The organism is Aeromonas sp. SE22, from assembly GCF_038739755.1.
Lineage (GTDB): Bacteria > Pseudomonadota > Gammaproteobacteria > Enterobacterales > Aeromonadaceae > Aeromonas > Aeromonas jandaei.
In genome coordinates this window covers 1-21,179 of the sequence record NZ_JBCGFD010000010.1, presented here as the reverse complement: position 1 = coordinate 21,179, position 21,179 = coordinate 1, and the positions used below count along the sequence as shown (strand labels likewise).

Below are 21,179 nucleotides of genomic sequence, written 5' to 3'. Positions count from 1 at the left end.
GATCACCGATAGGCCAGTGTGCGGGCCCTCCCTTCTGATTTGGCGTGGTAGAGCGCCTGGTCGGCCTGTTCGGTCAGGCTCTGCCATGCCTCGTCCTGGGAGGGGACCAGATAGCTAAAGCCTATGCTAACCGTAATGAAATCAGCAACTCGGGATGCGGGATGTGGCAGGTGCAAACGGGCTAGCCCCTCATGAATCCGCTCCGCCAGCTGCTCCGCTTCACCGGGTTGCGGTGCGCAGAGCAGGATGACGAACTCCTCTCCGCCATAGCGAGCCACCAGATTGGTGCGGCGGCGCTCCGCTTCCTGCAGCACCCGCGCCACCTGCTGGAGGCACTCATCCCCCTTGGCGTGGCCAAAGTGATCGTTGTAACCCTTGAACTCGTCCACATCGATCATCAGTACGGCCAGCAGGCTCTGGGTACGTCTTGCCCACTCCCACTCCCGTTGCATGGTGATATCCCACTGGCGCCGGTTGGCGATGCCGGTGAGGGGATCTTCCAGCGACAGTAGGGAGAGGCGCCGGTTGGCCTCCTCCAGCGCACGGTTGGTCTCGGCCAGCTGCATGGTACGCTCGGCGACCCGCTCCTCCAGCTCGCGATTGAGCCGCTCCAGCTGCTCCTGGGTGCGCTGGCGGATCAGCAGTTGCGACAGGATGGCGGCGTACTGTTTGAAGATCTCGCTCTGATAGGCTTTGAGCGGGCGGTGCCACAGCAGGTTGTCGGCGGCAATCCAGCCGATGGGGATGGCGCCATCCCAGAGCGATACCATGGCGTTCCAGCCCTGTCCCACCTGCTGTTTCTCGTAGTAGAGAGGGGTATCTTCGAGCACCAGCACGTAATCCTTGCGCTTGAGCGCCTCTTGCACCGTGGGGTGATCCGGGATGGGGCTGACAAAGTCGTGTTCGTCTACCAGCTCTCCCTCCTCACTGGTGCCCCAGGTGCCGCGCATGGTCTTGCCATCGGGCTCGATGAGAAAGATGGCGACCCGGTCAAATTGCAGCTCCTTGCGTGCCAGCAGCACGGCATCACGCAGTAACTGGTTCTCGCTGCGGCTGCGAGAGAGTGTGACACTGACCATGTGCAGCGCCTGCAGCATGGTGAGAAAGGAGCCCTGCAGCGCCTGACTCTGCACCAGATCGGTCTGGGTATGCAGCCGCTGGTCCCGCTCCTGATCAACCTGATCTGCGAGTAGGTGGTTGCTCAGCTCGGCGGTCAGGTAGTGGATCAGTAGCTGGATCCCCTGACGCTGATGGCGGGAGAGGCGATCGATCCGGCGGTGGGTTTCGAGGTAGATGACCCCTTCCAGCTTCAAGTGACGTTTGAGGGGGAAGCAGGCGCGCAGGCGGGGCGGCTGGGGCTCTGATTCATCCCGCTCGTCCGGAGGCTGGTGGACCGGCTCGATCATCAGCTGGCCCTGATGAATCGCCTTGTCGATCAAGGTGTGGGGCAGGGGCAACGCATCCAGATGGGTGAGATCGAGCGTCGTCAGCCCCTGCTCCAGCTGGAAGCGATAGAGTTTCGGTTCGGGGGATTTCAGCCAGAGATAGAGGTAGTCGGCATCTGTCTTGTCACGAATGGTAGCGAGGCTGACTTCGCATAACTGGGCAAAGTTGGTGAAGTGTTCCGGATCCCATTCCTGCATGCCAATATCCCTTTGGGTCTAACCCAGCGAGTATATATAGAGTCCGTTTAATTTATTGATTGAAATGTCAAAATGGAGATCCAGAGCCCAGATTTTGGCTCCTTTTATGGTGCGTGATGACGGGCTTTGCGTGGGGCTATTAACTGTTACAGGTAACAGCAATCAGTGGCAGATTGGCAGGGAGATTTGAAGGGTTCTGAAAAGAAGAGCCCGCACAGTGGCGGGCTCTGGAGAGGGGGATTTATTCCGCCTTGCTGGCTTCATCGGCCGGTGCCGCGGCGTTATCAGCACTGTTCTCGGCGACCGGCGCTTCCGGTGCCGGTCCCGGCACCAGATCTACCGCCGGTTTGGCGATAAGGGAGCGGGTCTCTTCCACCGCTTCGGTCAGCTTCACCTCGATGATTTGGCCCAGCTCGTAGACCACCTCGGTCTTGTCCAGATAGACGCGGCCGTTGTCCCAGTTGCACTCCAGTCGATCCTTGTTGTCGAGGATGTGACGGGCAGGCATGAACACCACGGCGCCGTTCTCCTGCAGACGCAGCTTGAGACCGGCACGCATCACGTCGATGATCTCGGCGTTGAACACCTGATCGGTGCCCGCGGCGGCTTTCAGATAACGGACATAGAGCCAGTCGCCGATGTCGCGCTCCACCATGCGGTGCAGACGGCGGCAGGCGGTCAGATGCTCGGTGAGCTCGGTGCTCGGGCGCTCGCCCGGGGTCTTGCCGGCGATAACGGCTTTAAGCAGACGGTGGTTGACCATGTCGCCGTATTTACGGATCGGGGAGGTCCAGGTGGCGTAGGCATCCAGACCCAGGCCGTAGTGGGCGCCCGGCTCGGAGGACATCAGCGCATAGCTCTGGAAACGGCGGATCTTGCCATCCAGCCAGCGGGTGTCGAGGTTGTCGATCCAGCGGCGCAGGGCACAGAAGCCGGAGAGGCTGGCGATCTCGTCGCGCTCGAACGGGGCTTCGGCACTCTTCAGCAGGTCGATGGCGCCGTCGAGGGACTCTTCGTCAAAGCCGGTGTGAACGTTGAAGATGCCGTAACCGACGCTCTTGCCCAGCACGCGACCGGCGCAGATGTTGGCGGCGATCATCGACTCTTCCACCATGCGGTTGGCGATGCGGCGTGGCTCGACGTGGATAGCCAGCACTTCGCCATTTTCGCCCAGCTCGAAGTCGTAGTCGGGACGATCCGGGAATACCAGCGCATGTTCGGTGCGCCACTTGATGCGCGCCTCGGTCATCGCCTTCATCAGCGGCAGCTGGGCCAGCACGCCGGCGTCGATGGCCAGCTCTTTGCCATGCTCGGCCCAGTCGGAGACGTCGTCATAGTTGAGACGGGCGTGGGAGCAGATGCGGGCGGCGAAGAACTCGGTCTCCTCCAGCAGCAGACCATCTTCGGCGATCAGCAGACGGGCGCACAGGGTGTTGCGCTCCTCGCCCTCCTTCAGGGAGCAGAGCTCGTCCGATAGGGTACGCGGGATCATGGGTACGTTGCGGCCCGGCATGTAGACGGTGAAGGCGCGCTGGGCGGCTTCCTTGTCCAGCTCGCTCCCTTCGGCCACATAGGCGGTCGGGTCGGCGATGGCGACCAGCAGCTCCCAGCCGTTATCCAGCTTGGTGATGGCCAGCGCATCGTCCATGTCCTTGGTTTTTGCGCCGTCGATGGTGAAGAAAGGCACCTTGGTCAGGTCACGGCGGGGCAGCTCCTCCTCTTCGATCACCTTCCACTCCGGCAGATCAGCCGGTTCGACCTGGGCCAGGTTGTGGCGCGCCAGCACCACCCACCAGGGCACGTTGTGATCTTCCTGTGCGGCGATCTTCTGGGTGATCTCGGCAGAGAAGTTGCCGTCAACCAGCGCGTGGCGCTTGAGGGTGGCGACCACCCAGTCACCTTCCTTGAACTCTTTTTCGTCCAGACCCTTCTTGACGCGGGCCTTGATGGCATCCTTGATCAGCGGATGGTCGGCGACCACGTTGAGGCGGTCGCGGAACATCTTGACCCGGGCCACGAAGCGGGTGACGGACTGCTCCAGCAGGGCATCCGGCTCGGCCACTTCCTTCTCTTTTTCGGTGCGGATCAGGGCGCTCACCCGGTCACCGTGCATCACCTTCTTCATGTAGGGAGGCGGCACGAAATAGCTGGTCTTCTCATCGACCTCCAGAAAGCCGAAGCCCCGATCGGAGGCGCGGATAACACCCTCTTTCTTAGGGATGTTTTCGCGGATTTGTTGCTTGAGCTGGGCCAGCAGCGGATTGTCTTGGAACATAAGTGAGGAACCTGAAGTGAAAACCTGGGTGGAGACCTGATGAAGGATCGCCCAGCACTATACGTTTTTAGCCCTGCAAAGCCAAGGTGAATGGCCTGCTCAGCGTGGTTTCAACTGCGATCTGGCATGGTCGATGAGACGTTGGGATAGCTGCTTGTGTACCCCCTTTTCCAGTACCCAGCGGTGCCAGTAGAGGCGTTCCGTCAAGACATGGTCGGGACTGAGGTTGAGTAGTGACCCGCCAGCCAGCTGGCCTCTTATCTGCAATTCGGGGATGAGACAATAGGCCAGGCCCTGTTCGGCCATGGCGACGAAGGCCTCGGACGAGTGAACCGTGTGGCAGGGATAACCGCCGGGCTCCAGCCCGAAGTGTTGCGCCATGAAGCTGACATGCATGTCGTCGCGTTGATCGAAGGCCACTGCCGGAGCCTTGGCCAGCGCCTCCCGGGTCAGACCGTGGGGGAAGTGTCGCGCCACGAATGCGGGGCTGGCGGTAAGCAGATAGTTCATTTCGCCCAGCTCATCGACGCAGCAACCGGCCAGTGGCTGGGGGCTCAGGCTGACGGCGCCGAAGGCTTGGCCCTCGCGAACCTTGTCGAGGGTGCGGCTCTCGTCATCCACCAACAGATTGAGTTCGATGGGATACTGCTCCAGCAAGGGAGCGATAGCGGGCAGAAACCAGGTGGCCAGGCTATCGGCATTGACGGCGATGCTGATGCGGATGGGGGCTTTTGGCGTGGCGGGGGCCAGTTCGCCGGCCAGCTCAAGTTCGAGCTGGTGCACCTGACGATAGTGAGCCAGCAGCTTTTCCCCCAGTGGGGTTGCCTGCAACGGCTGACTACGGATGAGCAGCGGTTCGGCAAATTGCTGCTCCAGCTGCTTGATGCGTTGAGAGATAGCCGATTGGGTGATGTACAGCGACCTGGCTGCCCGCTCGAAATTCTGCTCCTGCAACACGGCATCCAGTGCCCGCAGCAGTTTGTAATCCAGCTCTTTCATCCCTCATCCTCCCCTCGGCGCAGAGCCCAACTCTACGTGACTGCGCCGGGGACAACAACGGCGAGAGGTGGCGCCATTCTGGCGGTGCTGTGATATCTGACAGTGGTAGAGGAGCCTTTTGGAGCAGATACTGGGCTCGTCGCGCTGGCAGCCCGGCGCGGAGTCATGGCGAGCCATTTGTCCCGGGGCGGGCTCCCGGGATTTTTTATGCTTGAGGGGTCAGTTCAGGCTGCTGATAGTGGCTGCTTTGATAGTTACCCTTGAGTGGCTGTGATACTGCCCTGGCGAAACGTTCATCGAGATGAAAGCGAATGCCAACCCCGCGAACTGCGCCCAGATCTACCGCCTGACGGTGACCAAGGCGTTCGATTGGAAGGCCAAGGCGTCGGAAAATGCGCTCTACCGGCAGGCTGACCACTGCGACCAGTTCGCGGATCCCGTGAGCGATTGCGAAAGCGTAGACTTCGCGAAAGATAACGCAGGTCAGTTCGTTGACTCCGCTTCCCATGCTGGGTGCACGGCTTGCATCTATGGCCAAACGGGTTAGCTCCCAGACATCGGAACTGCGTGGCGCGTTTTCGCCAGCCAGTGCCGTCGGGAATATCGTTGGTAGCATGTAGGCTTCGGCACAGTTGAGCATGCGGATACAGCCGCAAACACCTTCGTTATCTTCGATCAGCACCCAGTGCGTATCTGGTGAATCGAAGCTGTCACGCTCCAGTCCACGACGCGATTCGACATCCCACCCGAGGCGTTCTGAAAAGACACTGTTGCGAAAGCGATAGAGTTCGTTCTCCACCTCGTTTCGTGGGTGTTCTCTCATTTTTCCAGTGAAAACAAACATTATGAACTCTCCATTACTCTATTCAGCGTTATAATCGGGGCCTGGTCAGGGGGACTACCACATGAAACGCGACCAACTGCTTGAATACCTCGAACACTTCACATCGGCCACAGATGGCAACCGCTTGGCTGAGCTGATCGGGCGCTTCACTATTGAAATGGGTTATGACTACTATCGTTTTGCCTTGATCATTCCCATGTCGATGCAAAGACCGAAGGTTGTGCTGTTTAATCAGTGCCCTGACTCCTGGGTGCAGGCCTATACCGAAAACAACATGCTGGCATGTGACCCCGTGATTCAGCTGGCGCGCAAACAGACATTACCCATCTACTGGAATCGCCTTGATGAACGAGCCCGCTTTTTACAAGAGGGGAGTATGGATGTGATGGGCATGGCTGCCGAATTCGGTCTGCGCAATGGCCTCTCTTTCCCTCTTCATGGCGCTGCTGGCGAAAACGGCATTCTCTCTTTCATCACTTCCGAGCGGGCATCAAGTGACTTGCTGCTGGAGTCCTCGCCAGTTCTCTCCTGGATGTCCAATTACATCTTTGAAGCGGCTATACGAGTAGTGCGTTACAACATGGTGGAAACTTCGTACCCGGAGACTTTGACTGAACGCGAGACCGAATGTCTTTTCTGGGCCAGTGAAGGGAAAACCTCGAGTGAAATTGCCTGCATTCTCGGCATTACCGAGCGCACGGTGAATTACCATCTCAATCAGGTCACCCGCAAAACAGGATCCATGAACCGCTATCAAGCGATTGCAAAAGGCGTCAGCAGCGGGATTCTGTTGCCCAACCTGGAACAGGTGGTCGTGACAAACTTTCCACTCGCACTGCAGTAAAACCTTACGACCTTGGTGGTAGCGATGGATTCTCCTGCTGCAATTGGAGGGTCACAATTGTCAGATCCTGTAATTGACAAGATGGCTTGATAAGAGAGTGGATATTCGAGATTAAGAAATCATTAGGAAAATGAATCAATCAGTAAATCCATGAATTTCTCTGGATAGATGCTCATCGCTATAGTGCCGTTTATTCCCAATTTCAGACGGTGCTTTTCATGTTAGCTACTACTCTGCAAGGCTTTACCCTCGGCCTTGCCATGATCATTCCCATCGGTGCCCAGAACGCCTTTGTGCTTAGCCGCGGCATCCATCGCAACCACCATCTGCTGACCGCAACCCTCTGCAGCCTGTGCGATCTCATCCTGATCGGGATCGGGGTATTTGGTGGCGCTACTGTCCTCTCTGCAAGCCCCATCGGGATGGCGCTACTGACCTGGGGAGGCGTGCTGTTTCTCTCCTGGTTCGGCGTGCGTTCCCTGCGCAGTGCCTGGCGTGGTTCTCAGGTCGGGCTTGCTGACTCGCCCCAGCAAAAGGGGGCCAAAAGCGTGTTGGCGATGACGCTGGGCGTCACCCTGCTCAATCCCCATGTCTATCTCGATACCCTGATGTTGCTCGGCTCTGTAGGCAGTCAGGTGGCAGAGTCCTTGCGCCCGGCATTTGCCGCAGGTGCCATGCTGGCCTCGCTGGTATGGTTTTATTCGCTGGCATTGGGCGCCGCCGCTCTGGCCCCTTGGCTGGCAAAGGGGAGGGTGCAGCAGGGGATCGATCTGCTGGTCGGCATCATCATGCTGATCCTGGCGCTACAACTGGCCAGAGGGAGTTAATTCATCCAGATAAAAAGATGCCACTCGCGGGGAGTGGCATCTTGGTTGTTAAGAAGGATCAGACCCGGAACTGCGAAAGCAGCCGCTGTTGCAGCAGGCTGGCCTGATGCAGTGACGAGGCGAGTTGCAGACACTCCTGCGCCTCCTGTTCACCGGTTTTGGCCTGCAGGCTGATCCCCGAGACTTTATCGGAGGAGTGGCTGAGGGTGTGTGACAGCTGCCCAGTTGCAACGGCCACCTGCTGCACCATATCGGCCAATTGGTCGATGGCTCCTTGTACCTTGAACAGGATCTGCTTGGTGTTCTCGGAGTCTTGCATACCCGCTTCCACCGTCTTGAGATTGCGCTGCATCATCAGATAGGCGGTCTCGGTTTGCTGCTGGATGCTGCTAATCACCTGGCTAATCTCGGCACTGGAAGCCGCTGTGCGGTTGGCAAGGGTGCGTACCTCGTCAGCCACCACTGCAAAACCCCGCCCCATTTCCCCTGCTCGGGCCGCCTCGATGGCAGCATTGAGTGCCAGCAGATTGGTTTGCTCCGAGATACCGCTGATGGTGGAGATGATCTGGCCGATCTGGCCCGCCTGCTCCTTGAGGGAGTTGATGGCGATGGCGCACTCGCTCACCTCCTGTACCACACGCTGCATGCCCGCGCTGGCAGAGGCGACATACTGGCTGCTCTCGGTGGTCAGCTGGCGCACCTCATTGGCATTTTGGGCAGCCATGCTGCAGTTGTCAGAGATTCCGGTGGCAACCTGTACCATCTCTTCACTGTCATGATGCAGCGCCAGCGCGTGTTCTGCTGTCTGGCGGCTGCTCTGGCTGATGGCTTCCACCCGATTGACCGAAGTATGGACATGCTCGCTGATGTGCTGGTTGTTGTGCATCGTCGAGCTGATCATCTTCTGCAGCTTCTCGATAAAGCGATCCACACTATTGGCGAGCGACCCGATCTCATCATCCCGCTTCAGGTTGATGCGCACGTTGAGATCGCCATCGCCTGCGGCTATATCCTCCATGCGTTTATTTACCTGGAGCAGTGGGGTTACAAGCTTGCGGGTCAGCCAGAAGCCACACAGGGTGACGATGACGAGGCTGAATACAAGGCCAGCCAGGATCAGAGTGTTGGTCTGGCCGATGATGCCATTGAGCTGGATAATTTGATCTTCCACGGTGGCATCGCCTTTTGCCTCGACATCGACCAGTTGTTGCGCTAGTCGATCTGCGCTTTGCTCATAGGTCGCCTGTTGTGTCTGATAACTGGCGAGGGCCGCTAGCCAGCTGCCCAGTAACTGTTTGTGGCGGGCCTGCAGCTCGCGGTATTGGCTCGACAGCGTATGGCCGCCGAATTCCCCGTTGCCCTGTGCATCGAACATTCCAGTAGCCAGCATCCGGCTGGCGGCACTCTCATAAAATGTGATTGCCTCTTCCAGCTCCTTTTTGATGGCATCCGAGATTCCGAGTCTACGCATCTTTTCCATGGCGTAGAGTTGGCGCAAGAAGCCGATATTGGCCTCCATACCGCCATCGGCAGCCTCCCATCGCGTTTCCAGACCGCCGTTCCAGCTAATGGGTTGGTCAGGCGATTGCGTCAGGCCTTCCACGGCCTCATCACCGATGACCTCCATCTGTTCCGAGAGGCGAGCCAGTCGATCGGCATTATCGCGCAAGGATTGATCCACATCGGTATAGCTGCGATAGAGCGCCAGCAAGGCATCTTGCTGCTGTCGATAGTCCTGCTGCTGCTGCTCCATGATCTTGACTGCGGAGGGGTCGATGAGTTGTCCGTTGGCCACCCGCGTCAGTGCATCATCGGTTGCAGCCTTGGCTGAATTCAGCTTGCCATTATCGAGCGAGATCCCGTTGAGCATCTTCTGGATTTGCAGTTGCTGGTGTCCCAGTTCGATGGAGCCTTCCATGGCGCCATCTGCAGTTTGCCAGGCTGCCCCCAATACATAGGAGAGCAGATTGGCCAGTCGCTGGCTGCCGTACCAGCCGACGATCCCCATGCCCAGCGTACAGCCAAGCAATATGGTGAGGCCCAGATTTGAGGTCGTAACAATCTTCATGTGATGGCCTTCCTTGGTGTATTGCACTATCAGGTGCCGAATAAGTCTAATCAGACAACGCCATGTTTGCCAAAGATGCGGAGTCGGCTACCGGTTATCCCGTGCCTGAAAAAGCACAGGATCAAGCATGGTGGATCTTGCATAAAATGCTTCTCCGATGAGCGGCCACCGATAGGGCAATGCTGGATACTTATCCAGTTATTCTTTATGCTATGAGCCAATTTGCGAATTGCTGTACTGGTGAGGAGAGAGCCGTGATTGGTCGCTTGAGAGGCATTGTCATTGAGAAGCAGCCCCCCGAGGTTTTGCTGGAAGTGGGTGGCGTTGGCTACGAGGTGCAGATGCCAATGAGCTGTTTCTATGATTTGCCGGAAATCGGCAAGGAGGCGACCATCCACACCCATTTTGTGGTGCGTGAGGATGCCCAGCTGCTCTATGGTTTCAACCACAAGCAGGAGCGGGCCCTGTTCCGCGAGCTGATCAAGACCAACGGGGTCGGCCCCAAGCTGGCGCTGGCGATTCTCTCCGGTATGACGGCCAGTCAGTTTGTCATCTGTGTCGAGCGTGAAGAGATAAGCTCACTGGTCAAGCTGCCAGGGGTTGGCAAGAAGACTGCCGAACGGCTGGTGGTGGAGATGAAGGATCGCCTCAAGGGGTGGGTCAGCCATGATCTCTTCTCTCCGGCAGCGGTCACCTTGCCATCTCGCGAGCCGGAACTGCGAGCACCGGATGCAGCGGAAGAGGCGGCCAGCGCCCTGGTGGCGCTCGGTTACAAGCCGCAGCAGGCGAGCCAGATCGTCAGCAAGATCGCCAAAGATGGCATGTCGGTGGAAGACATCATCCGCGAATCCCTGCGTAGTCTGGTGTGAGGTAGCAGATGATTGAAGCAGATCGTCTCATTTCGTCCAGTGCCGCCCGCGAGGACGACATTATCGACCGTGCCATCCGCCCCAAAAAACTGGCGGACTATACCGGTCAGGATGCTGTTTGCGAGCAGATGGAGATCTTTATCGAGGCGGCGCGGCAGCGGGGGGAGGCTCTCGATCACCTGCTGATCTTCGGCCCGCCGGGTCTGGGCAAGACCACCCTCGCCAACATCGTTGCCAACGAGATGGGGGTCAACATCAAGACCACCTCTGGCCCCGTATTGGAGAAAGCGGGTGATCTGGCTGCATTGCTCACCAACCTCGAACCGCACGACGTTCTCTTCATCGACGAGATCCACCGCCTCAGCCCGGTGGTGGAAGAGGTGCTCTATCCGGCGATGGAGGATTACCAGCTCGATATCATGATCGGGGAGGGGCCGGCGGCCCGCTCCATCAAGCTCGATCTGCCCCCCTTTACCCTGATCGGTGCTACCACCCGGGCCGGCTCTCTCACCAGCCCGCTGCGGGATCGCTTCGGCATCGTGCAACGCCTCGAGTTCTACAACGTCAAGGATCTCACCGATATCGTCTCCCGCAGTGCTCGCTGTCTGGGGCTCGACATGACAGAAGATGGTGCCGTTGAGGTCGCTCGTCGCTCTCGCGGCACGCCGCGGATTGCTAACCGCTTGTTAAGACGGGTGCGCGACTTTGCCCAGGTCAAATCCGATGGCCGGATCGATGGCCCCATTGCTGCGCGGGCGATGGACATGTTGGACGTCGATAACGAGGGGTTTGATTTTATGGACCGCAAGTTATTGTTGGCTGTGATAGACAAGTTTATGGGGGGCCCGGTGGGTCTCGATAACCTGGCGGCGGCTATCGGTGAAGAGAAAGATACCATTGAGGATGTACTGGAGCCCTATCTGATCCAGCAGGGCTATCTGCAGCGTACCCCAAGAGGGCGGATAGCGACTACGCGGGCATATGCTCATTTCGGCCTTCAGCGACCTGATGAGAAGTAAGAAAACAGCTGCTTGAGTAAAAAACCGCCACATAAGGCGGTTTTTTGTTATCCGGGCAAAAAAAAGCCCACGGCGGATGCGGTGGGCAAAGACAATTCAGGATGGATGTTCACAGACAGTGAGTGCGTCTGGACACAGACCGGAAAATAAACAGGTGAGCCGTCGCGAGCTCTCAGAGTCGGTTCAGTTGATAGAGCTGAACAAAGGAAAGCTTGTAGTAACGGATGGTTTTAGCAACAAACTTTTTCATCTTCGATTCCAATAGTCAGGTTCAAAATGATGGTCGAATACGTACCGTGAACCCCGATTAACCGGCCTGTATCCAAGGGTATGCCCTCACTGCGAGGCGCATTGTAGGAGTTCGAATCGGCGTGGGCAAACAAGAAAAATTGCACTGTTCAGATTAGTTTATCTAATTTATTTTTCGACTGGTTTGGCTCGCATGAGTATGCATTTTTAGCACTATTAAATTGAGTTTTTCAGAGCGGGAGTCAGTTGAGAATAACATAAGAAAAAGAAGCTTGGCTCCATTTTTCAAATTAAATGAAGGCATTGTTGGTTAAATAATTAAATTGATTTAAATCAATAAATTACTGTTTTTGTTATTCTGTGATCTGACTCATGTCATCAGACGTTAAATAGTTTAAAAATGCCTTTTGTGGTCATCTTTTGCGGGTGCTTTTACATTGATTTCAATCAAATAAAGGTGATATAAAACCACAGTCATCATGGGCGAGAATAAATTCCAGCTGGTTGTTTTATAAATGTTAAACATTAGCTTTCTTTGTTCTCAGTTATTGCCTTGTTGTTAATGCTGGTTGTTAGTAATGGGGTTTTGTTGTGAGTGCTCATGGCGGGACCCATTTGATGGCCATCAACGGAAGCTTTGTGCTTAAAACTTAAAATAGCCGTGCCAATAATCGGTGAGGAAACATCATGATTGCTGAGCATGTGGTCGACCTATCGCGGTTCCAGTTCGCTGCGACGGCCCTTTATCACTTCTTGTTTGTCCCCCTGACGCTGGGAATGACCTTCATTCTCGCGATCATGGAATCTGTCTATGTTATGACCAACAACCCCATCTACAAGGACATGACCAAGTTCTGGGGTAAGTTGTTCGCCATTAACTTCGCCCTCGGGGTAACGACCGGTTTGACCATGGAGTTCCAGTTCGGAACCAACTGGGCTTACTACTCCCACTATGTTGGCGATATCTTCGGTGCCCCGCTGGCTATCGAAGGTCTGATGGCTTTCTTCCTTGAGTCTACTTTCGTCGGCATGTTCTTCTTCGGTTGGGATCGCCTGAGCAAGCATCAACACCTGGTTGCGACCTGGTTGATGGCGCTGGGTACCAACCTCTCTGCCCTCTGGATCCTGGTTGCCAACGGCTGGATGCAGAACCCGGTCGGTGCCGAGTTCAACTTCGAATCCATGCGGATGGAGATGGTGAGCTTCGCAGACCTGGTGTTCAACCCGGTTGCTCAGGTCAAGTTCGTCCACACCGTGGCGGCTGGCTATACCTGTGGCGCCATGTTCGTTCTGGGCATCTCCTCCTACTACCTGCTGAAGAATCGTGATGTGGCCTTTGCCCGTCGCTCCTTCGCCATCGCTGCCGCTTTCGGTATGGCTTCCATCCTCTCCGTACTGGTGCTGGGAGACGAGTCAGGTTACGAGACCGGTGAAGTGCAGAAGGTGAAACTGGCTGCCATCGAAGCCGAGTGGGAAACTGAGCCTGCTCCGGCTGCCTTCACCCTGTTCGGTATTCCGAATCAGGAAGAGATGCGCACCGACTACGCCATCAAGATCCCCTATGCCATGGGCATCATCGCGACTCGTTCCCTTGATACTCAGGTCACCGGTCTCAAGGATCTGAAGAGCGAGCACGAACTGCGCGTTCGCAACGGTATGACAGCTTACGATCTGCTGACCAAGCTGCAGTCTGGTGACAAGTCTGACGAAACCCGTGCTCGCTTCGATGAAGTGAAGCAGGATCTGGGTTACGGTCTGCTGCTCAAGCGCTACACCAGCAATGTGACCGACGCTACCGACGAGCAGATCAAGGCCGCCGTGGATGACTCCATCCCGCAGGTACTGCCGCTGTTCTTCGCTTTCCGCATCATGGTTGCCGTTGGCATGCTGATGCTGGTGCTGATCGGTATGGCCTTCTATGACAGTGCCCGTCACCAGATCGGCCAGCGCAAGTGGCTGCTCAAGGGTCTGCTGTGGGGTATTCCGCTGCCGTGGATCGCTATCGAAGCTGGCTGGTTCGTTGCCGAATATGGTCGTCAGCCCTGGACCATTGCCGAAGTGCTGCCGACCTCTGTCTCCGCTTCCAATGTGCCTGCCGCTGAAATCTGGTTCTCTCTGATCGGTATCTGCCTGTTCTACACAGTGCTGCTGGTGATCGAGATGTACCTGATGTTCAAGTTTGCCCGCCTCGGCCCAAGCAGCCTGAAGACCGGCAAGTATCACTTTGAACAGCTCAAGGCATAAGGAGAGTGACCATGTTTGATTACGAAACTCTGCGTGTCATCTGGTGGGTACTGGTCGGCGTGCTGCTGATTGGCTTCGCCATCACTGACGGCTTCGACATGGGGGTGGGCGCACTGCTCCCCTTCGTCGGCAAGAAAGATATCGAGCGTCGCGTCATGATCAACTCCATTGCCCCCCACTGGGACGGCAACCAGGTGTGGCTGATCACTGCGGGTGGTGCTCTGTTCGCAGCCTGGCCGCTGGTTTACGCAACTGCGTTCTCCGGCTTCTATGTGGCGATGATCCTGACCCTGATGGCGCTCTTCTTCCGTCCGGTCGGTTTTGACTACCGTTCCAAGCTGGAGAGCCCGAGATGGCGCAACAACTGGGACTGGTGCCTGTTTATCGGTGGTGCGGTTCCGCCCATCGTGTTCGGCGTCGCGTTCGGTAACCTGCTGCAGGGCGTGCCGTTCGAATTCAACCAGTTCCTGATGTCCACCTATCACGGCAACTTCTTCGGCCTGCTCAACCCGTTCGGCCTGCTGGCCGGTATCGTCAGCCTCAGCATGTTCCTGGCTCAGGGCGCGACCTGGCTGATGATGAAGACCGAAGGCGAAGTGCTGGCTCGCTCCCGTACCGCAGCCATCGGCAGCTCGCTGCTGCTGCTGGTGCTGTTCGCGGTGGCTGGCTGGTGGGTTAGCGGCATGGAAGGCTATGTCATCGTCAAGGCTGCGGCCAACGATGCTGTCTCCAACCCGCTGGGCAAGGAAGTTGTGCTGCAGGCTGGCGCCTGGATGAACAACTACAGCCTCTACCCGTGGATGATTGCCGCGCCGGTACTGGGTCTCTCCATGAGCCTGCTGACTGCGCTGTTCGCCATGCTGAACAAAGGTTGGGTAGCGTTCACTACCTCCTCCCTGGCGATGGCTGGCGTGATCCTGACTGCCGGTTTCTCCATGTTCCCGTTCGTGATGCCCTCAAGCCTTGAGCCGTCACAGAGCCTGACCATGTGGGATACCACTGCCTCTTTCAACACCCTGCAGGTGATGACAGTGGCCGCAGCTATCTTCGTACCGATTGTGCTGGGTTACACCATCTGGACCTACATCAAGATGTTTGGCCGGGTGACCAACAAGCACATCGAAGATAACCAACATTCGGCCTACTAAGAGGAGCCCTGATAATGTGGTATTTCACCTGGATCCTGGGTCTGCTGCTGGCCTGTGCATTTGGCATCATCAATGCGCTGTGGTTGGAACATACCGAGAACATGGATCGTCAGATCGATGAGGATAAGTGATCGACTGGCCAGGCTGGCGGCTCCACTGGAGCGCCAGCCATGGCAAGGGTTGATGTTGCTCGCGGCGGCCTTGTTGGCCGTCGCTATTTTGCAGGCCCCCAATCTGATAGCCGCCAACACCAGCAGCCACGGCCACTGGTTGTCGTTCTGGCTGATGTGGGCGGTCTGCTGCGGCATCCTGAACGGACTCGGCTTTCATCTGAAAAGCGTGTTCGGGCGGATCCTGTTCAACCCCTGGCTCGCCTGGCCCAGTTTGTTGTATGGCCTTTGGCTGACACATTCATATTTCCTCTCATAAAAAACAGGGGGAGGCAGGATTTCCCTGCTTCCCCCTGCTTCTTTCCTATTCAGCCCTGCGCTATGATAGCCCCCCATCTGACTGTCGAATGGATCACAGATTGTTATGGGGGAAGTCCATGAGTTTCCGGTGCGTGTCTATTACGAGGACACCGACGCCGGGGGCATCGTCTACAACGCCAATTATCTCAAGTTTATGGAACGTGCTCGCACCGAGTTCCTTCGTGCCAAAGGGGTCGAACAGGACGTCTTGCTGCAGGAGGGATATGCCTTCGTCGTGAGTCGAACAGAGATCGATTTCCGCTCGGCGGCCCGTTTTAATGAACTTTTGAATGTGTTAACGCAAGTGACTGAAGTGAAACGCGCATCCATGCGTTTTTCACAGCAGATCCTGGCGGCTGATGGGCGACTGGTCACTCAGGCCATGGTACAGATAGCCTGTGTCAGTCATCCGCAAATGAAACCTGTTGCAATACCTGTAAATGTGAAGGGAGTGCTGTAAGTGCACGCTGAAATTTCGTTTATTGGCCTGTTTTGGCAAGCCAGCCTGTTGGTAAAACTGGTCATGATGACCCTGATGAGCATGTCGATTGTCTCCTGGGCGCTGATTATCCAGCGCTCCAAGGCGATCAAGGCTGCCAATATCGCATCTGAGCAGTTTGAAGATCGCTTCTGGTCCGGGGTCGACCTCAATCGCCTCTATCAGGAGTCCTCTTCCCGCCGCGATGACATCGAAGGCATGGAAGATATCTTCTACTCCGGCTTCAAGGAGTATGCCCGCTTGCTGAAGGCTGGTGCCCGCGGTCAGGATGCGGTGATGGACGGTACCTACCGTGCCATGCGCGTCTCCCTCTCCCGTGCGGTGGACGATCTCGAATCCAACCTGCCCATCTTGGCGACCATCGGCTCCATCAGTCCCTATATCGGCCTGTTCGGTACCGTATGGGGGATCATGAACGCCTTTATCGCCCTGGGTCAGGTACAGCAGGCGACCCTGCAGATGGTAGCCCCCGGTATCGCAGAAGCGCTGATCGCTACCGCCATGGGTCTGTTTGCCGCCATCCCTGCCGTTATCTTCTACAACCGCTTCTCCAACAAGGTGGAAAAGCTGGAGAACGCCTACGCCAACTTCATGGACGAGTTCACCACCATTCTGAACCGTCAAATTGCACAGCAGCAGGGTGATCAGTAATGCAAACCTATCAGCGGATCCGGCGCAAGAAGGTGGCCGAGATCAACGTGGTTCCCTATATCGACGTCATGCTGGTGCTGCTTATCATCTTCATGGCGGTAACGCCGGTGATCACCCAGGGGGTCAAGGTTGACCTGCCGCAGGCGGAATCCGAGCAGTTGCCGGAAGATGCCAAGCCGCCCTTCATCGTCAGCGTCAACACCGATGGCGAGTATGTCATCAAGGCTGGCGAAGCCGAGGATGAGCCGGTACCAAGCGGCACGCCCGAAGCGATGCAGCAGTACATCACCGAGAAAGCCATGGGCTATCTGGCCATCAACCAGAACGCTCCCGTGGTGGTGGCCGGTGACAAGTCGGTGCGCTACGAAGAGGTGATCCTGTTGATGGTGGCCCTCAAGAAAGCCGGTGTTCCTCAGGTTGGCCTGATGACTGATCCGGTAAATTGACGGAGATGGATGTGAAGCGTGGTATTTCCGGTTATCTCATCGCATCGTTTCTGCTGCACCTGATCATCGGCATCATCCTGTTTGTCGGTCTCGACTTCAGCAAGCCGAAGCGGCCCGAGTCGCAGGGGCAGATCGTCAATGCGGTGATGCTGGATAGCGAATTCCTGGCCCAGCAGGCGCAGCAGATCCAGCAGCAGAAGGCTCAGCCCAAGGCTGCACAGCAACAGCAGAAGAAAAAGGAAGAGGCGGAAGAGGCCAAGCGCGAGCTGGCCGAGCAGCAGGAGCGCCTGCGTATTGCCGAGACCAAGCGCAAGCAGGCCGAAGAGGCGACCCGCAAGGCCGAAGCCGAAAAGCAGAAGAAAGAGGCTGAGCAGAAGCAGGCGGAAGAGAAGGCCCAGAAAGCCGAGGAAGCCCGCAAGCTGGAAGAGCAAAAAGCCAAGAAAGCAGAAGCCGAGAAGAAAGCGGCGGAAGATGCCAAGGCGCTCGCGCTGAAGAAAAAGAAAGAGCTCGAGAAAAAACAGGCGGAAGAGAAAGCCAAGGCTGAAGAGGCCAAGGCCAAGAAAGCGGAAGCCGAGAAGAAGGCCAAAGCCGAAGCTGAGAAAAAAGCGAAGGCAGAAGCCGAGAAGAAAGCCAAAGCCGAGGCCGAGAAGAAGGCCAAGGAAGAGGCTGATAAAAAGGCAAAAGCTGACGCAGAGAAAAAAGCCAAAGCCGAAGCCGAGAAGAAGGCCAAGGCGGATGCCGAGCGCAAGCGCAAGGCAGAAGAGGCCAAGCTTCAGAAAGAGATGGAAGCCATGATGGAGCAGCAGATGGCGGCTGAAGCCAATGCGCGCAGTCAGGCTGCATCGGCGGCAGCCAAGGGTGAAGTCGACAAATATGCGGCACTCATCAAGGCCACTGTTGAGCGTTATATGATTTTGGATCCCACCATGCGGGGCAAAACATGTACTATCGGCGTACGTCTTGCGAGCAGTGGCTTTGTCATTTCGGTGGATAACGGCCAGGGTGACCCGGCGGTATGTCGTTCCGGTAAAGCGGCCGTATTGAAGGCCAACCAGTTGCCGGTGCCGAAGGATCCTGCGGCATTCGAGATGTTGAAGGAATTTAACCTCAAATTGGAACCGAGTATTTAAGCCATGATCAGAAAAGTGTTTTTTGCTTTGGTTGGTTGTTTGCTGCTGGGCCAGAGTGCCCATGCGGCTCTGGATATCGTCATCACTGGCGGTATTGACAGCGCCCGTCCCGTCGCCGTTGCCCCCTTCAAGTGGGAAGGTAACGGCCAGCTGCCGCAGGATATCGCGGAAGTGGTCTCCAACGACCTGATGCGTAGCGGCAAGTTCAAGCCGCTGGCGCGCAGCCAGATGCCGCAGACCCCGAGCAGCAGCAGCGAAATCAACTTCGCACCCTGGGCTGCCCAAGGGGTCGAGGCTGTGGTGGTAGGCTCCATCGCCGCCGTGGGTGACGGTACCTACAAGATCAACTTCGAGCTGGTCGATGTGCTCAAGGGCCAGCTGGCCAAGGCGCAGGGTGGCGAGAGCAATGGTTACATCCTGGATAGCCGCATGGCGACCATCCCGGGTGCCCAGATGCGTCAGTTCGCCCACCGTATCTCCGACATCGTCTATGAGCGTTTGACTGGCGAGCGTGGCGCCTTCCTGACTCGTCTGGCTTACGTTTCTGTACAGCAGGGGACCCAGTTCCCGTATCAGCTGCGGATCTCCGACTACGACGGTTACAACGAGAAGACTTTGCTGCGCTCCCGCGAGCCGCTGATGTCCCCGGCCTGGTCGCCGGATGGCAGCAAACTGGCCTACGTGAGCTTCGAGAACCAGAAATCCGAGATTTACGTGCAGGATATCTACACCCAGCAGCGCAGCCTGATCACCAGCTTCCGCGGTATCAACGGTGCGCCGGAGTGGTCTCCGGATGGTCGTCGTCTGGCTATCGTTCTCTCCAAGGACGGGTCACCGAACCTCTATGTTGTTGATGTCGCAAGCAAGCAGTTGACCAGGGTCACCACCAGCCGGGTGATCGACACCGAACCCTCCTGGATGCCGGACGGGCAAAATTTGCTGTTCACCTCTGAACGTGGTGGCAAACCCCAGATTTATAGCGTAAATTTGGCGACTGGCATGACTCGCCGGATGACCTGGGAAGGTGAATCCAACCAGGGCGCATCCATCACACCTGATGGCAAGATCATGGTGATGGTGACCCGGGTTCAAGGGCAATACCGTATTGCCCGTCAGGATATGGACACCAATGCCCAGTTGGTCCTGACTCAGAGTGCACTGGACGAGTCCCCAAGTGTGGCTCCCAATGGCAGCATGATCATTTATGCCACCATCTATCAGGGTCGTAAGAGTCTTGCGTTGGTGTCGACTGATGGTCGCTTCAAGGCTGTGCTTCCGACCAGTAGCGGTGAAATTCGTGCACCAGCTTGGTCGCCCTTCTTGAATTGATAAAAATCCAATTGTTTTTTGTTTTGTTATAAAGGTTTAAGGAAATAGCATGCAACTCAATAAACTGCTCAAGGGTTTGGCCATCGCACTGCCACTGTTCACCCTGGCTGCTTGTAGCTCCTCTTCTGATTCAGGCTCTGCTGGTGCCGAATCAGGTATGACCGACGGCATGGGCGGTGTACAAACCGGTGGCGCCAACGGCATGTTGTCCCCGGAAGAGCAGATGCGTCAGAAGTTCGAAGCGCTGCAGCGCGACAACGTCATCTACTTCCCGTTTGACGGCTACGAAATCCAGGGTCAGTACGCTGATCTGCTGGATGCCCATGCCAGCTACCTGCGCGAGCGTCCGAGCGTGAAAGTACTGATCGAAGGCCACGCCGATGAGCGCGGTACTCCGGAGTACAACATCGCTCTGGGTGAGCGTCGTGCCAAGGCTGTTGCCAAATATCTGCAAACCCTGGGTGTGCAGGCCGAGCAGCTCTCCATCGTCAGCTATGGCGAAGAGAAGCCGCTGGATCTGTCCCACACCGAGGAAGCCTTTGCCAAAAACCGCCGTGCGGTTCTGGTTTACTAAGGTTCTATACGGATGAATTTTGTGTATAAGCAAGCGGCCATTTCGATGGCCGTTTTATTTGCAGTCTCTGCCCACGCCGCGGCTCCGGTCAGCGATTTGGGGGGAGATTCCGGCGGCGTTGTCCTTAATGGCAACAACGGCGCCATCGTGCCCACCGGTAGCCTCGAAGATCGGGTTGCCCTGCTGGAGCGCACCCTGAACGCCCGTCTGCGACTGCAAGCCGACTTGCAGCAGCAGGTCGACTCCCTGCAAGGGGAGGTCTCCGAGCTGCGTGGTCAGCTGGAGCAGCAGACCTACCAGATGGAGCAGTCGCAAGAGCGTCAGCGTCAGCTCTACCAGGAGCTGGACAAGGTGAGCAGCCAGCAGCAGGCCGCTGCTCCGGCCGCCGCCGCACCAGCTGCCGCCACTGCGGCCAATCCGGCCCCGGCCGTCAACTACTCGACCAATCAGGACGAGAATCAGGCCTACGACGCTGCCGTGAACATGGTGCTCAAAGAGAAGAACTACGACAAAGCCATTCCGGCTTTCCAGGGCTTCATCAAGCAGTACCCCAGTTCAAGCTATGTCCCCAATGCACACTACTGGCTGGGCCAGCTGCTGTTCAACAAGGGTGATCGAGCCGGTGCTGCCGCCCAGTTTTCTACCGTCGCCAACAAGTACAGCAAGTCGCCCAAGCGCGCCGATGCCCTGCTGAAGCTGGGGATGCTGTCACAGCTGGATGGCAAGAAGGCCGAGGCGAAAGCGTTCTACGAGCAGGTGATCAAGGGTTACCCCAACACCTCTCCGGCACAGCTGGCGAAGCAGAGCCTGAGCAAGCTGTAACATTGCCGTATGTCACTGTTTTCGTAACGGTACTGTAAAAACAGCCTGCATTTGTACGCACAGTGAGCAAACGGATTTAAATTACGAATTTTCTGTTGCACCGGAAATTTAAATCCGTAATATAGGCCGCCGTCAGAGCCGAAGCAGTAATGCAGTCGGTACTGGTCGTGGTGAGGGTCGTTAGCTCAGTCGGTAGAGCAGTTGACTTTTAATCAATTGGTCGCTGGTT

General features: G+C 56.9%; 20 protein-coding genes. 15 read left to right on the top strand and 5 right to left on the bottom strand.

Features of this window, described 5'->3' with window-relative positions; all coding sequences use genetic code 11:
- Positions 1 to 2: 2 nt before the first annotated feature.
- The 4 genes from AAHA39_RS14955 to AAHA39_RS14940 all read right to left on the bottom strand — a co-directional run bounded on the left by AAHA39_RS14955 (position 3) and on the right by AAHA39_RS14940 (position 5,761).
- A complete protein-coding gene (locus tag AAHA39_RS14955) occupies positions 3 to 1,643 on the bottom strand; it encodes a GGDEF domain-containing protein (RefSeq protein ID WP_042032570.1) in 1,641 nt (546 codons plus the stop codon).
- Positions 1,644 to 1,884: 241 nt separating this feature from the next.
- Positions 1,885 to 3,918: an exoribonuclease II gene (locus AAHA39_RS14950; protein ID WP_320656119.1), complete on the bottom strand. Its 2,034-nt coding sequence runs from the start codon at positions 3,916 to 3,918 to the stop codon at positions 1,885 to 1,887.
- 99 nt (positions 3,919 to 4,017) lie between these two features.
- Positions 4,018 to 4,917, bottom strand: coding sequence for a LysR family transcriptional regulator ArgP (locus AAHA39_RS14945; RefSeq protein ID WP_320656120.1), 900 nt, complete (start codon positions 4,915 to 4,917; stop codon positions 4,018 to 4,020).
- Positions 4,918 to 5,122: 205 nt separating this feature from the next.
- On the bottom strand, positions 5,123 to 5,761 hold the full coding sequence (locus tag AAHA39_RS14940; protein WP_320656121.1) for an acyl-homoserine-lactone synthase: 639 nt from the start codon (positions 5,759 to 5,761) through the stop codon (positions 5,123 to 5,125).
- A 61-nt stretch (positions 5,762 to 5,822) separates the two neighbouring features.
- On the opposite strand from AAHA39_RS14940, the gene AAHA39_RS14935 reads away from it, so the two are divergent.
- Both AAHA39_RS14935 and lysE read left to right on the top strand, forming a co-directional pair.
- Entirely contained in the window at positions 5,823 to 6,605 is a 783-nt protein-coding gene (locus tag AAHA39_RS14935; RefSeq protein ID WP_041209188.1) for a LuxR family transcriptional regulator, read from the top strand.
- Between the two features lie 218 nt (positions 6,606 to 6,823).
- The gene (gene lysE / locus AAHA39_RS14930) at positions 6,824 to 7,432 is read left to right on the top strand and encodes an L-lysine exporter (RefSeq protein WP_320656122.1); all 609 of its coding nucleotides are present in this window, start codon (positions 6,824 to 6,826) and stop codon (positions 7,430 to 7,432) included.
- Positions 7,433 to 7,490: 58 nt separating this feature from the next.
- Here the strand turns inward: lysE and AAHA39_RS14925 are convergent, their stop codons facing one another.
- Positions 7,491 to 9,500 carry a methyl-accepting chemotaxis protein gene (locus AAHA39_RS14925; protein WP_203974809.1) on the bottom strand — a complete coding sequence of 670 codons (2,010 nt, stop codon included), beginning with the start codon at positions 9,498 to 9,500 and terminating at the stop codon, positions 7,491 to 7,493.
- Positions 9,501 to 9,754: 254 nt separating this feature from the next.
- Here AAHA39_RS14925 and ruvA point away from each other — a divergent pair, with 254 nt between their 5' ends.
- The 13 genes from ruvA to ybgF all read left to right on the top strand — a co-directional run bounded on the left by ruvA (position 9,755) and on the right by ybgF (position 20,950).
- Positions 9,755 to 10,369 (top strand): Holliday junction branch migration protein RuvA, encoded by a 615-nt coding sequence (ruvA, locus tag AAHA39_RS14920; protein ID WP_041209185.1) that lies wholly within the window; start codon positions 9,755 to 9,757, stop codon positions 10,367 to 10,369.
- Positions 10,370 to 10,377: 8 nt separating this feature from the next.
- A complete protein-coding gene (gene ruvB, locus AAHA39_RS14915) occupies positions 10,378 to 11,388 on the top strand; it encodes a Holliday junction branch migration DNA helicase RuvB (RefSeq protein ID WP_043849718.1) in 1,011 nt (336 codons plus the stop codon).
- 936 nt (positions 11,389 to 12,324) lie between these two features.
- Positions 12,325 to 13,881, top strand: coding sequence for a cytochrome ubiquinol oxidase subunit I (locus tag AAHA39_RS14910; RefSeq protein WP_041209184.1), 1,557 nt, complete (start codon positions 12,325 to 12,327; stop codon positions 13,879 to 13,881).
- An 11-nt stretch (positions 13,882 to 13,892) separates the two neighbouring features.
- Positions 13,893 to 15,029, top strand: a complete 1,137-nt coding sequence (gene cydB, locus AAHA39_RS14905) for a cytochrome d ubiquinol oxidase subunit II (protein ID WP_041209183.1) — start codon at positions 13,893 to 13,895, stop codon at positions 15,027 to 15,029.
- Positions 15,030 to 15,043: 14 nt separating this feature from the next.
- Positions 15,044 to 15,160, top strand: coding sequence for a cytochrome bd-I oxidase subunit CydX (gene cydX / locus AAHA39_RS14900; protein WP_026456928.1), 117 nt, complete (start codon positions 15,044 to 15,046; stop codon positions 15,158 to 15,160).
- Positions 15,147 to 15,458: a cyd operon YbgE family protein gene (locus tag AAHA39_RS14895; RefSeq protein ID WP_041209182.1), complete on the top strand. Its 312-nt coding sequence runs from the start codon at positions 15,147 to 15,149 to the stop codon at positions 15,456 to 15,458. The genes cydX and AAHA39_RS14895 overlap by 14 nt, the downstream gene beginning before the upstream one ends.
- A 105-nt stretch (positions 15,459 to 15,563) precedes the next feature.
- Positions 15,564 to 15,959 carry a tol-pal system-associated acyl-CoA thioesterase gene (gene ybgC / locus AAHA39_RS14890; protein ID WP_033113515.1) on the top strand — a complete coding sequence of 132 codons (396 nt, stop codon included), beginning with the start codon at positions 15,564 to 15,566 and terminating at the stop codon, positions 15,957 to 15,959.
- Positions 15,960 to 16,649, top strand: a complete 690-nt coding sequence (tolQ, locus tag AAHA39_RS14885) for a protein TolQ (RefSeq protein WP_041209181.1) — start codon at positions 15,960 to 15,962, stop codon at positions 16,647 to 16,649.
- Positions 16,649 to 17,095, top strand: a complete 447-nt coding sequence (gene tolR, locus AAHA39_RS14880) for a protein TolR (protein WP_033113513.1) — start codon at positions 16,649 to 16,651, stop codon at positions 17,093 to 17,095. Before tolQ ends, tolR begins: the two co-directional genes overlap by 1 nt.
- Positions 17,096 to 17,100: 5 nt before the next feature.
- Positions 17,101 to 18,225 carry a cell envelope integrity protein TolA gene (tolA, locus tag AAHA39_RS14875; RefSeq protein ID WP_041209180.1) on the top strand — a complete coding sequence of 375 codons (1,125 nt, stop codon included), beginning with the start codon at positions 17,101 to 17,103 and terminating at the stop codon, positions 18,223 to 18,225.
- A 3-nt stretch (positions 18,226 to 18,228) separates the two neighbouring features.
- Complete coding sequence (gene tolB / locus AAHA39_RS14870) at positions 18,229 to 19,554, top strand: Tol-Pal system beta propeller repeat protein TolB (RefSeq protein ID WP_041209179.1); 1,326 nt, start codon at positions 18,229 to 18,231, stop codon at positions 19,552 to 19,554.
- Positions 19,555 to 19,603: 49 nt separating this feature from the next.
- A complete protein-coding gene (gene pal / locus AAHA39_RS14865) occupies positions 19,604 to 20,128 on the top strand; it encodes a peptidoglycan-associated lipoprotein Pal (protein WP_033113510.1) in 525 nt (174 codons plus the stop codon).
- A gap of 12 nt (positions 20,129 to 20,140) precedes the next feature.
- The gene (gene ybgF / locus AAHA39_RS14860) at positions 20,141 to 20,950 is read left to right on the top strand and encodes a tol-pal system protein YbgF (RefSeq protein WP_041209178.1); all 810 of its coding nucleotides are present in this window, start codon (positions 20,141 to 20,143) and stop codon (positions 20,948 to 20,950) included.
- The last annotated feature ends 229 nt before the right edge of the window (positions 20,951 to 21,179 follow it).

Excerpts from the sequence above, each read along its gene's own strand:
- ybgF (WP_041209178.1), top strand. The coding sequence starts at position 20,141 with ATGAATTTTGTGTATAAGCAAGCGGCCATTTCGATGGCCGTTTTATTT.
- AAHA39_RS14925 (WP_203974809.1), bottom strand. The coding sequence starts at position 9,500 with ATGAAGATTGTTACGACCTCAAATCTGGGCCTCACCATATTGCTTGGC.
- ruvB (WP_043849718.1), top strand. The coding sequence starts at position 10,378 with ATGATTGAAGCAGATCGTCTCATTTCGTCCAGTGCCGCCCGCGAGGAC.
- cydX (WP_026456928.1), top strand. The coding sequence starts at position 15,044 with ATGTGGTATTTCACCTGGATCCTGGGTCTGCTGCTGGCCTGTGCATTT.
- lysE (WP_320656122.1), top strand. The coding sequence starts at position 6,824 with ATGTTAGCTACTACTCTGCAAGGCTTTACCCTCGGCCTTGCCATGATC.
- tolA (WP_041209180.1), top strand. The coding sequence starts at position 17,101 with ATGGATGTGAAGCGTGGTATTTCCGGTTATCTCATCGCATCGTTTCTG.
- AAHA39_RS14940 (WP_320656121.1), bottom strand. The coding sequence starts at position 5,761 with ATGTTTGTTTTCACTGGAAAAATGAGAGAACACCCACGAAACGAGGTG.
- AAHA39_RS14945 (WP_320656120.1), bottom strand. The coding sequence starts at position 4,917 with ATGAAAGAGCTGGATTACAAACTGCTGCGGGCACTGGATGCCGTGTTG.
- AAHA39_RS14935 (WP_041209188.1), top strand. The coding sequence starts at position 5,823 with ATGAAACGCGACCAACTGCTTGAATACCTCGAACACTTCACATCGGCC.
- ybgC (WP_033113515.1), top strand. The coding sequence starts at position 15,564 with ATGGGGGAAGTCCATGAGTTTCCGGTGCGTGTCTATTACGAGGACACC.
- AAHA39_RS14955 (WP_042032570.1), bottom strand. The coding sequence starts at position 1,643 with ATGCAGGAATGGGATCCGGAACACTTCACCAACTTTGCCCAGTTATGC.
- pal (WP_033113510.1), top strand. The coding sequence starts at position 19,604 with ATGCAACTCAATAAACTGCTCAAGGGTTTGGCCATCGCACTGCCACTG.
- AAHA39_RS14910 (WP_041209184.1), top strand. The coding sequence starts at position 12,325 with ATGATTGCTGAGCATGTGGTCGACCTATCGCGGTTCCAGTTCGCTGCG.
- cydB (WP_041209183.1), top strand. The coding sequence starts at position 13,893 with ATGTTTGATTACGAAACTCTGCGTGTCATCTGGTGGGTACTGGTCGGC.
- tolR (WP_033113513.1), top strand. The coding sequence starts at position 16,649 with ATGCAAACCTATCAGCGGATCCGGCGCAAGAAGGTGGCCGAGATCAAC.
- AAHA39_RS14950 (WP_320656119.1), bottom strand. The coding sequence starts at position 3,918 with ATGTTCCAAGACAATCCGCTGCTGGCCCAGCTCAAGCAACAAATCCGC.
- tolB (WP_041209179.1), top strand. The coding sequence starts at position 18,229 with ATGATCAGAAAAGTGTTTTTTGCTTTGGTTGGTTGTTTGCTGCTGGGC.
- AAHA39_RS14895 (WP_041209182.1), top strand. The coding sequence starts at position 15,147 with ATGAGGATAAGTGATCGACTGGCCAGGCTGGCGGCTCCACTGGAGCGC.